The sequence below is a fragment of the Flavobacterium quisquiliarum genome (assembly GCF_019308285.1).
Classification (GTDB): domain Bacteria; phylum Bacteroidota; class Bacteroidia; order Flavobacteriales; family Flavobacteriaceae; genus Flavobacterium; species Flavobacterium quisquiliarum.
Genome location: NZ_WWEM01000010.1, coordinates 76,307 through 92,005 on the forward strand (window position 1 = coordinate 76,307; position 15,699 = coordinate 92,005).

The window sequence follows — 15,699 nt, forward strand, 5'->3', positions numbered from 1 at the left end:
GGTTTCAGCACATTTCTTTGTTCGACGCTTTGCATTGTTTAACAATAATTAAAGACACCGCAATCATATTTGAAAATTCTATAAACGGAATGGTAATTTCGTGTGTTTGTGTAAGTGACACGGAGTAATTATGAAGCTCTTTTATTTTTTCAAAAGCCAAATCGGCATCTCGTTCTTCGCTGGTATAAAAAGCTGTAACGAGTTTTTGTAATTCTTTTTTTAGTATTTCAAAAGCTAGATAATCATCAACTTGATGTGCTTTTGGAAACTTTGGAATTAAGATTCTGTTTGAAAATAGAAATCCAGCAATCGTTCTGTCAACATTATCCGAAGCTTGATGTGCAAATACTAAAGCTTCTAAAAGTGAATTGGAAGCCAAGCGGTTTTTACCATGAAGTCCCGTTCTAGCACATTCACCAATAGCATATAGATTTGGAATTGCGGTTGCTCCATTTTGATCTACTTTGATACCGCCACATTGGTAATGCGCCGCAGGAACAACTGGGATTAAATCTTTTTCAGGTTGTATTCCAAATTCATTGCAATGTGCTGCAATAATTGGAAAATTAGAGTAGAATTCAGCTTTGTTTAAATGCCTGCAATCCAGGTAAACATGATCTTTTCCGCTCAATAGAAGTTCTTTGCTGATGGCATTCGATACCATATCTCGTGTCGCCAGTTCACCTCGAATATCATATTTAAATAAGAATCTTTTTCCATCTTCGTTTACAATATGTGCACCAAAACCTCTTACGGCTTCAGAGATTAAAAACAATGGATTCTCTTTACTCGCATATAAAGCTGTTGGATGAAACTGTATATACTGCATATCTGCGATTTCTGCTCCTGCACGTGCTGCCATCGCAAGTCCATCGCCAGTAGCAATTTTAGGATTGGTTGTGTTTTCAAATAGCTGCCCGCATCCGCCTGTGCTTAAAACAGTGGTTCTGGTTCTGATGTATTTTATTCTATTATGTTTTTTATCATAAAAGAAAGCTCCGGTGCAAGTTGTTTTATTTTTCTTGGTTTCGGTATTCAAGTCAATAACCATATGATTTTCCCAAATTTCTATGTTTGGCATTTTCTTGATTATTTTGAGCAGTTTACGCTCAATTTCCAATCCGGAACTGTCTTTATGATGTAATATTCTATGTTGTGAATGCCCGCCTTCCAGCCCTAAATTCCATCGCCCTTTTTCATCTTTGTCAAATGAAGTTCCAATTTCGATTAATTCTTTAAGCCTTTCTGGAGCTTGCGTAATGACCATATTAACGATGTCTCTATCGCAAAGTCCGCCTCCAGAACGAAGCGTATCATGTATATGTTTGTTAAAACTATCTTTTATAAGATCTGTCACCACCGCAATACCGCCTTGTGCAAGCTGTGTATTAGTATTTCTGGCTGCTTCCTTAGTCATTATAACAATGGATAAATCTGGGCGTTTTTGAGCCGTTTTCATGGCGAAAAATAATCCCGAAATACCTGAACCGATGATTAATATATCTGTTGTAAGCATGTTATTTTGATTTAGAGTTATTGCAATTTTTTTAAGATAATTGAAGCATTTTTTCAATTGGTTTTAAGGCTTCAATTCTCAGTTCTTCTGTTACCAGCATTTCTGGACTTTCATTTTTAAGACACAAATACAGTTTTTCCAACGTATTCATTTTCATGAAAGCGCATTCACTGCAGGCACAGCTGTTATCTTCTGTGGAAGGAGCCGGAATCAGCGTCTTGTTCGGTACAGCTTTTGAAAGCTCATGCAGGATACCGGCTTCTGTAGCCACAATGTAAACGGCAGCAGGATCCGTTTTAATGAAATTAATAATACCCGATGTCGAGCCGATGAAATGCGCTGCTTTTAAAATATGACTTTCTGACTCTGGATGCGCTGCGATTTTTGCAGTCGGATTTTTGTTGTATAATTCGATTAGTTTGTCCAATGAAAAGGCTTCATGTACCACGCACGAGCCTTTCCATAAGACGAGGTCACGTTTGGTTTCCTTTTGAAGATAATTACCTAAATTTTCATCTGGAGCAAAAATGATTTTATGTTCTTCGGATATCGATTCTATTATTTTTTTGGCATTCGCCGAAGTGCAGACCAAATCGCTCATGGCTTTTATTTCGGCAGAGCAATTAATATAAGTAACCACTACATGATCAGGATATTGTTTTTTGAATTCGCTGAAATCTTTCGGGTCACAGCCATCTGCTAAAGAACATCCAGCTTCCCAATCTGGCAGCAACACTTTTTTATCTGGATTTAAAATTTTGGCCGTTTCTGCCATAAAATGAACTCCCGCAAATACAATGATGTCTGCATTTGTATTTTGTGCTTTTTTAGCCAATTCAAGACTGTCTCCAATAAAATCTGCTATTTCCTGTACGTCCTCATCCTGATAATAATGAGCCAGAATAACAGCATTTTTTTCCTGTTTCAATCGGGTTATTTCTTGTATTAGAAAGTTCTTGTCCATTTTTATAATCCTAATAAAATGTTGGTTTGGAAGTGCGTTTAAGCATATAATTTTAATAGGGTAAATGTATTATCATCATTTCTTTCAAAACATGATTCAAATCATACTGTTAAATTTTTATTTTGTTATATTACGCGGTGGGGGACTTTTTTTTATTAAGGTTGGAAAAAATGAATATATTTGATCAGGAAGCTTTAAGAAGAAGCATCTAAAAAAAAAAACGCTTATATACTATGGATCTAAAATTACTTCTGGGTTTAGTTTTAATAACACAAATCTCTTTCAGTCAAAAAAAAGTAAACGATTTAAAGAAAATGAATTTGAAAGGAGAAATTTCTTCAATCACAATTTTGGAAGAGAAAACGCCAACAGTTTCTGATGGCGGAAGTTTTAATTCTCGCAAGGAAAATAATTTTTATGTCTTTAATAAGGAAGGATTTATTACGGAAGAAAAATGCGTTGTAAATGGCCGGTTTTATTCAAAAAAGAGAAAAGAATACAATGCTTTAGGGCAGCTTTCAAAAGTACAGGAATATGATTCTGAAGAAGTTTTTGATAAGGATAAATTTTTTGAATACAAGTATGATAAAAATGGAGAAGTCAATAGTCTTAGTTATGCTTCATCGCCAACTATTTACAGAACTGAAGTGGCTAAAAAAGGGAATTTAATAAGCTATACTAAATATGAGCTAAAAGAGGATAAAACCGAAGAAAAGAAATACGTCAGAATTGAAGATCTAAACGGAAAAGTACTTGAAGAAGATTCTTTTATAAGAAATGAGCTTTATAGTAAAACCGTTAATTCTTATAATAATAAAGGGTTATTGTCTAAAACTTCGTATCTGGAATATTGGAATGGCAGAACATCAGGTAATGGAAAAGAATTTGAATATAATTTAAATAACGATATTACAAAAATTACAAATTTAGACAGTAATAATAATGTGTTGGATACCGAAGAGGTTACTTATGAGTACGATAAAAAAGGAAACTGGATTAAGAAAAACTTAAGTGGGTCTGAAACGATAATTACCGAAAGAAAAATTGTTTATAAAATTTAATTAGACCTATTTTCGTCATTAAAAAAAAGCCTGAGAAAGAGAAGATCTCTATTTTCAGGCTTTTACATTTGGAAGTGTTAGGGTTATTTTCCGTCAACTAAGATTAGGGAAACTCTTCTGTTGAGCGGTTTATTTTCTGCAGGAGTGTTTGGAACGAGTGGTTCACTTTCTCCTTTTGAGAACAGATGTATACGATTGGATTGGATTCCTTTATTCTTTAAATAATCGGCTACAGCCTGAGCTCTTTGCATTCCGATTTCAAGATTGCGTTCTTTGGTTCCAATATCACAGGTATAGCCTGTAATATTTAAATCTGTATCTTGGTTTGATTTTAAAATTTTAGCAATTTCGTCTAATCTGGAAGCCAGTTCGGGTGTTACACTGGTGTTTCCAACTTCCTGAAAAGCCAGCGGTTTTTTCTCGATATAATTTCGTTCTTCTGTGGTCAATTCAGTTTTGACAGGAACTGTTTCAACTACTTTTTGCTGAACAGGCGGTTCTTGAACTGGCACATCTTCTTTCTGAGTTACAGTTTCTGTTTTCTGTTGGACAGGCTGCGGTTTATCTTTAGCTAAAGAAAAACCTAATTTAAGCTGAACTCCTGCTGATAGATAACGAGTATCCTGAACGATTCTTTTATTCCCGATTGTGCCGTTTGCCTGAGTATTATCAATTCCATTTGGATCATAAGCCACAATATTAAGATCTGGAGTTTCTTTGGCTAAGTTGGTTAAACCGTAATCCACATAAACTCCCGTATAAAGCTGTGTTTTTTCTTTGATTTTAAAAGTAAGACCTGTTTCTAAGCTTAATAAAAATGATGGATCTAAACTTGTTTTTGTTTCGTCTTTCCAATTGTTTACCTGCCCAAAACCATGAGACGGCAGATCATCAATTAATAAATTTAAATCTGGATAATAACCGCTAAGCTGTAATTGATCAGCTGAAGCTTTTACAGTCTGTTTTCCTGGAAACAATATTTTCCCTCCAAATCCAAGATACCACTGCGTGTTGGAAGCAAAAGCAGTTCTATACTGCATAAGAAGCGGAATCGCAGCTGAAATAAAATGCTGTTCTTCTTTGTATTTGGAAGATGTCACGCGATATTCAAATGCAGAAGTCTGGTCGTCTACTTCATAACTATTGATAGTATTTCCATCATTAAGTTTGAAACTATTCTGATTGTACATTACATCAATTCCTGTAGAGATTCCCCAATTTTTACTGAAGAAGTAGGTATATCCTACGCCAATTCCTCCTCCAAATTTTAGCGTGCCGTTTCCGATGGTGCTGTCGTATAAAATTCCCGAAGGTCCTCCGTTTATTTTAACATTAAGTTCCTGGGATTTTATCGTGACATTAAACAAAATGAGTAATGCTATGGTGATTTTAATTTTCATCTTTTTCATTTTAAATTAAATCTCATTTTTACTTAACCAATAAGTTGATTGTTTTTTTCTGACCATTACTCAGTGAAAGAACAACAACATAAATAGCTGCCTGAGAAGGTGCGGTGATTTGATTTTGAGCTTTTACATTGGTAATAGTCTGTACTAATTTTCCTGTAATGTCAAAAATAGTAATCTCGGCTCCATTCAGCTGAGATTCGCTGAAGTCGCATTCTAATGTGAATTCGTTTGTTGGTCTTACTGGATTTGGATGGATTTTCAAATTTTTAGAAAAAGCCGTTCCAGTAGTTTCAATTGGACAAGATTTAATTGAACTGCCGTTTGTATTTCTAGCAATAACATAATACGTACCATTTAATGGCTGGTTTTCGCTGTAATACTGGCGTGTTGCACCAGAAACAGCATTTCCATTTTTATACCACTGGTAGCTTGTAAAACTATTAGACTTATTATCAAATAAAAGAACGTCTGCCCATTGCTGTGTGATAAGTCCTGACTGGCTTACTTCAATAGGTTTTATTACAGCGACCGCAGGATTATGATTCTGATCTCCGTTTTGAACAGCTGTAATCGTTGTGCTTCCAGAATTCAAAATGGTTAAAGTTGATTCATTTATTGTGCCGATTTCGCTATTTGCTATGGTGTATGAAACAGTTAATCCGCTGTCTGCTGTTGCGTTTAGATTAATAACAGTCGAATCATCACAGCCAAATTCTAAAGTCTGATTCCAGGTAATAGTCTGATTGGCTTTTGTGATTTCAAATTCAGCGGCAGTAAAAACAATTGTATAATCTGCACCGGCACTAATGTTTCCTTGCGTGATATTGTATTTCCCAACGTTTTCTCCAGTTTCTCTAGAAAGCTGTCCCATAATTATGGTATTGGTATCTCCGTTGGCAAATCCTGTTGCCGTATAATTGAATACAGGATCAGAAGTACCGTAAACTTTTGTATGCCCTGAAAATGCATTTATATTCAGAGTATATTTTTCTGTGGTAAAACTAACTTCATTTCCATAATTAATAAAACCATTACTATTTACAGCATAAGTCCTAACATAATAAGTTCTATTTCCTCTAAGGTTAGATAAACTGCCTGTAAAATCTCCTAATGATACAGTTACATTTATTTTAGTATCTGTTGCTGTTGGATTGGTATGTAAAGCATAAACAAAACCAACTTCTGTTAAACATTCTCCCTTATCCGTATTTATTCCATCAGAAGAAACTGTGCCTGATAGTTTAGCTCCAGAAACTGTTATTTCTGAAACACTTGCTGTATTAAGATTGACTGGGTTTTCTGGCTGTTTTATTTCAATTGATGTAGATAAAGAACAAGAATTGCTGTCCGTCAAAATGACTTCGTAAATTCCAGCCGTAAGACCAGTTGCTGATGATGCAGTTGCTCCGTTATGTGGCCATAAATACGTATATGGCGCAGTTCCTCCCGCTGCTGTTATTGCAGCTGATCCATTATTTCCATTATGACAAGTTACATCTGTAACGGTAATATTTGTGGCTAAAACATCAGGTTCTGTAATTGTAATTGTTCTAGAAATTGAACATGAATTTGAATCAGTTGCAGTTACAGTATAAATTCCTGCAGAAAGACCAGTTGCTGTTGCGGCAGTTCCGCCAGATTGAGACCAAGAATAAGTATAAGGTCCAGTTCCGCCGGATACAGTTACAGAAGCCGAACCGTTATTTCCTGAATTACAAGAAACATTGGTTTGTGAATCTATTATTGATAGGGCAGTAGGTTCTGTAATTTGCACAGTCTCTGTTACAAAACATCCATTAGAGTCGGTAACGGTAACGGAATACGTATTTGGACTTAATCCGGTTGCTGTAGCTGCAGTTCCTCCAGATGGTGACCAAGAGTAGGTGTAAGTTCCAGTTCCTCCAGAAGCAGTTACTGTAGCTGTACCATTATTGGCACTATTACATAAAACATCTGTTTTGTATATCGCCGCAGTAAGCTGATCAGGCTCCGTTATAATAACAGCGGCTGTTGTCATACATAGATTAGCATCTTTAATTGTTACAATATAATTTCCTGCGGCAAGTCCACTAGCTGTTGCATTTGTTCCACCGTATGGAGCCCAAGAATAAGTATATGTTCCAGTTCCTCCTGTAACATTTACAGTTGCAGTTCCGTTAGATCCATCTTTACAAGAAACATTTGTTTGCGACGTTGATGCTGTTAGAAGAGGTGGTTCTGTAATCGTAAAACTTTGTGTTTTGGTACAAAGATTAGCATCTTTTACAGTTAATGTATAAGTTCCGGCAGAAAGACCGTTTGCAGTTGCAGCACTTCCTCCTGAAGGGGCCCATGAATAATTGTATGCACCAGTTCCTCCAGTTACTGTAGCGCTCAAAGATCCGTTGCTTCCTCCATTACAGGTAACATTTGCTTGCGGACCAGGTGTTATGGTAAGGGCTGATGGCTCTGTAATTGTAAAATTTTTGACAATAGAACATCCATTTGCAGAGGTTATTGTTACGGCATAATTACCAGCTGTAAGATTATTTACTGTTGCAGAATTTCCTACTGAAGGTGACCATACGTAGGTAAAAGGACCTGGAGCTCCTGCCGGAATTACTGTTGCAGAACCTGTATTTGATCCATTGCACAAAACATCAGTTTTAGATTGAACTGCAGCTAAAGTATTTGTGGTATCAATCGTAAAGTTTTTTGTTAACGTACAACCATTGCCGTCGGTTATTAATACACTATGATTTCCCGCTGTTAAACCTGTTGCTATTGCTGTGGTAGCTCCAGATGGAAACCAAAGATAAGAATATGACAATGTTCCACCAGACACACTTACTGCTGCCTGTCCGCCTGTTGAACAAGTTGCATTGATCTGACTTTGTGTAGCACTTAATGCATAACTTGGTTGAGTAATTGTGAAGGATTTCGTAATTATACAATTATTTTGATCTTTAATGGTGCAAGTGTAGTTACCAGCAATTAATCCAGTAGCGGTCGCTGCTGTTCCTCCCGAAGGAGACCATGTATAGCTATAATGGCCAGTCCCGCCAGAGGCAATAACTGTTGCAGTACCTGTTGCAGAGCCATTGCACAAAACATCTGTTTGTGATTGTGTCGCGGTTAGAGCGGATGGCTGGTCAATAGTATAACTTCGTGTAGTCTGACAATTATTAGCGTCTGTAATCGTTACAGTATAGGTACCTGCAGCGAGACCAGTTGCAGTTGCTTCAGTTCCTCCAGAAGGCGACCAAGAGTATGTGTAAGTTCCAGTTCCTCCAGAAACAGTTGCCGTAGCCGTACCGTTCGTTCCTCCATTACAAGAAACATTGGTTTGACTGGGAGTTATTAAAATTGAAGGAGGTTGATTTATAGTGAAATCTAGTGTTTTTGTACATTGGTTGGCATCTTTTACAGTTACAGTATAAGTACCGGCTTTAAGTCCTGTTGCAGTAGCAGTTGTCTGGACAGGAGTTGTATTCCATGAGTAAGTGTAACCTGGTGTACCACCATTAGCCGCCACGTTTGCTGTTCCGTTACCTCCGCCATAACAAGAAGTGTTTGATATAGTACCTTGCGTTAGTGTAAGAGCACTAGAGGGTTGTCCTATCGTTACAGTCGCGGTGTTTGAGCATGAGTTTTCATCCGTCACAGTTACAGTATAAGTTCCTGCTATCAATCCTGTTATAGTAGGTGTATCTGCTCCGTTAGACCAAGAATAGGTATAGGTGCCAGTTCCTCCACTAGGAGCCGCAGTTGCTTGACCTGTTGAAGTACCAAAGCAAGCTATGTCAACTTTGCTTAGCGCTACATTAATATGATTTACATTTAATACAGCGCTATTTGACGTTGCATCTGGAGAACATGCTCCTTTTACCAAGACACGATACTTGAATCCATTCATCGTGCCTGGCACTCCTGTAATGTTTAGAGTAGCAGTATTAACACCAGAATATAGTGCATTGTTTGAAATATCTGTAAAAACATTATTTCCCTGATCTACCTGCCATTGATATCCTGTTGCATTGCTGGTAGTAACACTAAAAGTTGTATTTGCACCAGAACAGATTTCGCTTGCTGTCGGTGCTGTTGTTATAACGGGTGCCGCTGTTACAACTCCAGTTACTGCCACGTTTTGGGTAACAGCATTTGTTGAACTCACTGTAATATTACCAGAAGGATTTCCTGTCGCTGAAGAAGTTAAACGAGCATATATTGTAGTAGTATTTACTGTGCCTGCACTAGGGAAAAAAATAATTTGGCTAGAATAGCTCCCTGCTGCCGAAAGCCCTAACTCGTAACCAGTTGGAGCCAAAACATTTAAGCCTGAAGTTAATGAGCCTCCGCTTATTGTAAAAGTCTGCTGAGCTGAAACTGCTCCATTGCAAGAAGTAAATGGACTTAACGAAGTTACTGAGGCAGTTACACGAGGAGGTTGTGTTATAGTTACTGTTTGAGTAGCAGTACAACCGCCAAGACCATTTGGAGTACTATCTGTGATGGTTACGGTATAAGTTCCAGCACTTAAATTATTTGCAGTAGCAGCAGTTCCTCCAGATGACCATGAATAAAAATAAGGAGAAGTTCCATTTGATACACTTACAGTAGCAGAACCATTGTTTCCTCCATATGTGCTTACATTAGTTTGTGATGAAACAGTACTAGCAAGTGCTACTGGAACAGTCAATGTTGCAGGATTAGAATTTACAGATCCCGAGCCAGTTACCACACAACGATACTGATAACCACTCATAGTTGATGTTGCTCCTGTAATTGATAGTGTTGAACTTGTTGTGCCAGAATAAGTAGCGTTATCAGAAATATTTGTAAAGCTTCCATCTGTGCTAACCTGCCATTGGTAACTTGTGGCATTAAGGGCCGTAACTGAAAAAGAAGTATTTGCTCCAGAGCATATTGTATTACTACTTGGATGAGCAGAAATCGTTGTACCTGTATTATTGTTGTCTTTTACCCAGGTAAAGGCATCTAGTGCTAGATAAGCGTAGTCTCCACCTGCCGTAATCTGAAGCTGATCTATTATTATGTTAGAATAGTTTTGCCCATTTAAGTTGGTCATATCTATTAAAGTATACCCATTAGTACTACCTAATGAAGTCGCAAAACCAGTAGTTTTAGTTTGAGTAAATTTAGTTATGCCACTTAGTTTACCTGTAATTGTAAGTGTTCCTGTAGCATTTTGGTTAGTAAAGTTATTGGCAACGAATACCCAAAATCTATTCACTTTAAACAGGTTAGAAGTTGTCTTAATACTAAAAGAGGCACCAGTACCAACAGTCCCGGAGTTGTCAATATGTCTATTGTCATTTGCTGTTCCGCTCCAACCTGTATTAGTAAAATTTGCTATATCAAATGTTGAAGAATGAGACAAGATATTAAATATCACTCCATTATCGGTAAAACTGGTAGAACCTGGTGATTCCGTTTCAAAAGTTTCAGTTGAAGTCTGTGCCCAAGTATTATGGGATGTAATGAGTAAAATGATAAAAAGATAACACACTTTTATCAGCAAGTAGTTTTTTTTCATAGCAGGTCTTTTTTATTAGAAGATTAGTGGTAATAAAAATAGCTTCTGTAAATGTTGCAAAAGCTCCCAAAGAAGCCTGCTGGATATGAAAAAAAGAAAAAGGGCAGACGTTTTTGGGTGTATTCAAAGTTTAAAACTAAAACTTTCCTGTCTGAAAGCTGAAAGAAATGTTCTGAAACCTGTTTTTTTTGTTCTGAAAACCCTTTTCTCTTGTTACAAGAGAATGTCAGAAATTCTTAGAAATTTTAAATATTTTATCTTCGATATGCAATTTATCGTTGATGATTTTCGATACATGATAAGGGTTTACAGCGGTGCTGCGATTGATTCTTTTGAAATATTTAGGAGGGAAGACTTCCTCGAGATAAGTCATTGTAGTTCTTAAAATCTGATTTTTACCTGATTTAAGATGTATTTCAATATAGACATGATCTGCTTCGGCAAACAGAAAATCTTTGGACTGAAAGTAATAAATCTGTTTTCCTAACTCAATTTTAAAAGTCGCATCTTCATTGGCCAAAGCCAGATGAATGGCAGTTATAAGATTTACTTTTTCTACAGGTTTAGAAAGATAAGCAGACGGCCTAAGATTGGTCACCTTTTCTAAAGTACTAGGATCGGTTAAGGCTGTCGTGAATATAAAAGGTATCGAAATATTGGTATTGATAAATAATGCCAAGTCCAGTCCCGTTTTATCTCCAGAAAGGGAAATATCAATTAAAACAAGATCAAAAAGTTTATGTGACAGGAGCATTTTTGCCTCTTCATAACTATAAACGGTCTCAGCTGTAAAAATGGGTTCCAGCATTTTTTTTAAAGATAACGCAATTAAAACCTCATCTTCGACTATTAATATTCTGCTTTTATGTTCAGTCATTTGGAAATACGATTTTATAGTGGGCGTCTTCTCTAGTATAATTTCCTTTTAATTGTTTTACCATTCCTTCAATAATAATAAGTCCTAAAGAATCATTATTTTTTTCAAAATTGAAAACAGTTCCATTGTCGAAATAATGTACTATTATTTGATTTTCATCAGTCTTTTTAAGTTCCAAATTTAAAATGAGTTCTCCGACAGGATTTGCATGTTTTATGGAATTAGTCACCAGTTCGTTTAAAAGCAGTCCTAGAGAAAGTATTTTATCAACATTGAAAAGAATCTTTTCAGTATCGTTTAGGTATGTAAATACTCTTATACTGCTGTTTTGATGGGTTTCAAATATTTTTCCGAGGTAATTTTGGGTCTCTACCAGGGCATTGTCATTATAATTAACACTGTAGGTATAAAGCTCATGAGCGATCATGATGGTTTTGATTCGCTGGTACAAATCATCAAATCTATATTTATAGTCTTCATTTTTTTCCTGCTCTTTTTGAAAATCAATGAGGCTTAAAATCACGGCTAAATTATTTTTAACACGATGATTTAATTCCTGCACAAGAAATTGTTTTTCTTCGAGACTAGTTTTGAGAGCTAGATTATTTTCAAAGATTTTTCTTCTTTGTTTTTCAATTTTTCTTTTGTTCTTCATCAGCTGTCGAATAAACAAAGCCAGAACTAGAACTGAAATGATTAGTGTTGTATTGAAGATTCGGGAGTTTTTAATGTCTTTTTTAAGGGACTGTTTCTCCGTTTTTTCTTTTTCAAAATTGTATTGTGTTTCTAGTTCTTTGATCTTAAGATCTCGCTGTTCGCTGTAGAATTTTTTGTAGTATTCCGAAGCTTTTTTAAAATAATAAAGAGCAGAATCTGGCTCATTAACCTTTTCCAGTATCATACTTTTGGTTTTGTAGACATCTGCTGTATAACTCAGAACATTTGATTTTGATACAATAGCCAGTGCTGAATCTATATAGACCGTAGCAGGTTGATACTCTTTTTTATCAAAGTAGTAGTAACTCAAATTAGTGTACATAGAAATAATAGCTTCATAGTGATGCTGCCTTTTGTACAAATAAAGTGCCCGCTGATAATGCTGTAATTCTTTTTCTGAATTTATTTTCCGATTGCCAAGTGCTATAATCAACTGTACAACAGGCATGTTTAGAGTATCGTTCACCGTTTTTGCATACTTTTCTGCTTGAAGCGCCAGATTATATGCAACCTTTTTTGACCCACTTACACGATAATATGAAGATTTACGAATAAGAAAATTGGTATGGTTTTTAAACTTAAGTTGAGGATATTTGGAAATCAGCTGTTCTGCTTTATTTAATTCGTTTAGGCAGGAAGAGTAGTCGTCATTTATCTCAAAAATTAATGCTCGTTCAACATGAATTTTAAGTTGTTGCTCTGGGTTGGTTTGAGAATTACTGACTAAATTTTGGGAAAGTTTAAAAGATTCGTCATAAAGTCCCAGCTCAGTGAGAATTTTCATTTTCATAATATCCAGTTCAATTTTTGCTGAACCTTGATATAAGTCACCATTTGTATTGATAATGTCTAAAGCTTCCTTAAAATTACAGTGTATTATTTTCTGCTCAAGATCTTTTTTCAAGTGCTCAAAAGAGGACTGTCCAAAACAAATTAAGGAGGTTAGAATTAGAAAAAGGCTAATGCAAAATCTCACTGCAGGAAAGATTAAAAAGAATAGATTAAAATTGTGTAATGGTATTTTTTACGTTTCTATTCAAATTTATAAAATAGATTATAATTTCCGAGATGATTTGTTCTGAATCAGTTATTCTTTGTTCTGAATTTTTTATAGGCAATAAAAAAGATATGTTTAAAAAGGTTTTATAATTCGTATGGAATAAAAAAAAGAAAACTACAACTCAAACAGCTGTAGTTTTCTTTATATTGGGGTCTATATAATTCTCTTAGCTAGAGAAATTCAGACCTTTATTTTTAAAACTCACGTAAAGTTCTTGTCTGGCTAAACTTATTGTTTCTTCAGTTCTATAAATACTGCACCAAAATTTGATTAAAAGTTTATATTTTCCGTCAGAAATAGCACTGTAATAAATTTGTGATGGTTTTGAACTGTTTACCATTGGTAGATTTGCCAATGTTTCGTTTACTATTAAATTAATTTCTTCTGGAACCGTTTCTCCTACAATCTCAAAAGTAACTTCAACTAATTTGTAATTATCGGTATACGTCCAGTTGGTAATATTCTGCGATAATAAATTACCATTTGGAATAATGATTTCCGCACCATTTGGGGCATTGATTTTGGTTGTTCTAAGTCCCATCGATTTTACTCGGCCTGATTCTGAACTAATTTCCACCACATCGCCAATCTGAATTGGTTTATCAAAAATTAAAATAATGCCCGATACAAAGTTGTTTACAATATTCTGAAGCCCAAGTCCGACACCTACACCTAAAGCGCCTAAAAGAATACTCAATTTATCTAAAGGCATTCCAGACGCAGCAACAGCTAAAAGATAACCACTTATTAAAACGACCAATCTGGTAATTAATAATTTAGAATGCTGTCTTTTGTTGATATTTTCTTCGTTTTCTTCATCAATTTCTCCAAAGAAATACGCAACATAGTTTTGAAGTAAATGTGCTGCCCAAATGATAATAAAGAATAAAACGATATTACCTAAAGTAAAGGTAATACTTCCGATAGTATTTGGATGACTTAATAACTTTTGAAAAGCGGCACGAAGTGATTCCCAAATATTTAAGTTGGAAGCAATAACAATCAGCCACATATAACTGATTACAATGATAAATGGCTTCTTTAAAGTGTCAGATAAATTTTCGTAATCGAACATTTTTACGATGCCTCTTTTTACTCTTGTGGTGTAAATCTGTAACAGAATAATTTCAAGAATAATCTTCAATAAAACACTCAAAGCAACAATCTGCGTAAGCGAAATAAATGCTGTTAAACTTAGCATATTAGAAAGAGAAACTCTTCCGAATACATTATAAAGAATAGACAAAACATTTAAAGCAATAAAAAGGATGCTTGCCCATTTAAAGAAAGCTTTAATATATAGCTCTTCTTTTAATGTTTTGATTTGTACCAAGCCATAACGAATACCCAGAACATTAATGGCAACAAAAGCAAATCGCTGCAACAAACCAATTGTTATAAATAAATCAAGAAAGCAAAGCGCAAAGAATAATCCTAAAAGCATTAACCAGTTACGCATTGAAACTCCTGACCACTGATTTTTGAAAAGTACTGTTAAAGCTCCAAGTAAAATAAGTTGCATAAATTCCAGAAAAAGGGCAGGAGCATATAAGTTGGTTACCACAACAATATTTAAAGCAATCACAATTACGGGAACTATAGTACCACGATTTAAATATTTAAAGTTTAGCTGCGAAAGATTTTCGAAGTGCCCGTTTGTTTTAAGGTATTTAATATTTCTGGAGATATACCAAAATAATAGTCCCATGAAAAAACAAAGCGTGATTAAAGCGCCGGCTTTATAACCAACATAATAGGCTGCAACATTTTCTTCAATAATAATTTTTGCTTTAATATTATGTGTTACTTTTTTGTTTGCAGCAGAATCGCTAATCTGCCATAAAGAAGGATATTCTTTGTTGAAAATATTTATTCCAGACTTTTCAAGTTTGCTTTCAACAGTCACCAAAGCGTTTGAAACAGCTATTCGGCGTTGTACAATCAGTCTTTTTTTAGTGTTTAATACAGTCTGATTAGTAGTCATTAAACTATCTGTACCAACATAGTGTTTTTTTAGATTAGCAAATTCTTTTTTAAATTGCTTACGGCGTATAGTATCTCGTATTAAGGTAATTAAAGTTTTGTCTTTACGAAGTTCAATAACACGTTTTTTTATGTTTTCGAGATTCAGATTGTGTTCGTTTACGGCTTTATTCTGATCTTCTAATTCCTGCTGTATTTCCTGCAGTACTATGCGATACATTTGCTGGTTACGTACATTTGGATTAGCACCTTTTAAACTTGCCAGAATAAGGTTCAGCTTACTTTCAGTGCGTTTCATGTCGCCAAAAAGATGATGTGTGTCGCCTTTAAAATCAATATCATTATAGGCAGATTCCAGAACTTCTTCTGCTTTTTCAATAGACATTAAATAATCACTGTCGGTGGCAGTACTGTCATTGAAAAGTCTTCCAGGAGTTTGCTTTTTAGCTGGCTGCTGTTCTTGAGAATTACTTTGCAGGGAAAGTAAAAAAAAGAAAAATAAAGGTAAAAAATAAAGTGGTCTTTTTTGAAAAATCATAATTTAATGGCTTGTTTAGGGAGCTCAAATGTAATTTT

The 15,699-nt window shown here is 35.3% G+C and carries 8 protein-coding genes; 1 reads left to right on the forward strand and 7 read right to left on the reverse strand.

Translation table 11 applies throughout. From position 1 onward, the window contains the following. Positions 1–4: 4 nt before the first annotated feature. Together nadB and nadA are read right to left on the reverse strand one after the other, a co-directional pair. On the reverse strand, positions 5–1,516 hold the full coding sequence (gene nadB / locus GSY47_RS02850; RefSeq protein WP_179006211.1) for an L-aspartate oxidase: 1,512 nt from the start codon (positions 1,514–1,516) through the stop codon (positions 5–7). Between the two features lie 31 nt (positions 1,517–1,547). Further along, the gene (gene nadA, locus GSY47_RS02855; protein ID WP_179006213.1) at positions 1,548–2,480 is read right to left on the reverse strand and encodes a quinolinate synthase NadA; all 933 of its coding nucleotides are present in this window, start codon (positions 2,478–2,480) and stop codon (positions 1,548–1,550) included. Between the two features lie 233 nt (positions 2,481–2,713). On the opposite strand from nadA, the gene GSY47_RS02860 reads away from it, so the two are divergent. Beyond that, positions 2,714–3,541, forward strand: coding sequence for a hypothetical protein (locus GSY47_RS02860; protein ID WP_179006215.1), 828 nt, complete (start codon positions 2,714–2,716; stop codon positions 3,539–3,541). 83 nt (positions 3,542–3,624) lie between these two features. Here the strand turns inward: GSY47_RS02860 and GSY47_RS02865 are convergent, their stop codons facing one another. The 5 genes from GSY47_RS02865 to GSY47_RS02885 all read right to left on the reverse strand — a co-directional run bounded on the left by GSY47_RS02865 (position 3,625) and on the right by GSY47_RS02885 (position 15,661). Continuing rightward, positions 3,625–4,941, reverse strand: a complete 1,317-nt coding sequence (locus GSY47_RS02865; RefSeq protein WP_179006217.1) for an OmpA family protein — start codon at positions 4,939–4,941, stop codon at positions 3,625–3,627. Between the two features lie 28 nt (positions 4,942–4,969). Continuing rightward, positions 4,970–10,486, reverse strand: coding sequence for an MBG domain-containing protein (locus tag GSY47_RS02870; RefSeq protein ID WP_219071093.1), 5,517 nt, complete (start codon positions 10,484–10,486; stop codon positions 4,970–4,972). A gap of 226 nt (positions 10,487–10,712) precedes the next feature. Beyond that, positions 10,713–11,363, reverse strand: a complete 651-nt coding sequence (locus GSY47_RS02875) for a response regulator transcription factor (protein WP_179006221.1) — start codon at positions 11,361–11,363, stop codon at positions 10,713–10,715. Further along, positions 11,356–12,984: a sensor histidine kinase gene (locus tag GSY47_RS02880; RefSeq protein WP_179006222.1), complete on the reverse strand. Its 1,629-nt coding sequence runs from the start codon at positions 12,982–12,984 to the stop codon at positions 11,356–11,358. Before GSY47_RS02880 ends, GSY47_RS02875 begins: the two co-directional genes overlap by 8 nt. 322 nt (positions 12,985–13,306) lie before the next feature. Continuing rightward, positions 13,307–15,661, reverse strand: coding sequence for a mechanosensitive ion channel family protein (locus GSY47_RS02885; RefSeq protein WP_179006224.1), 2,355 nt, complete (start codon positions 15,659–15,661; stop codon positions 13,307–13,309). Positions 15,662–15,699 lie beyond the last annotated feature (38 nt).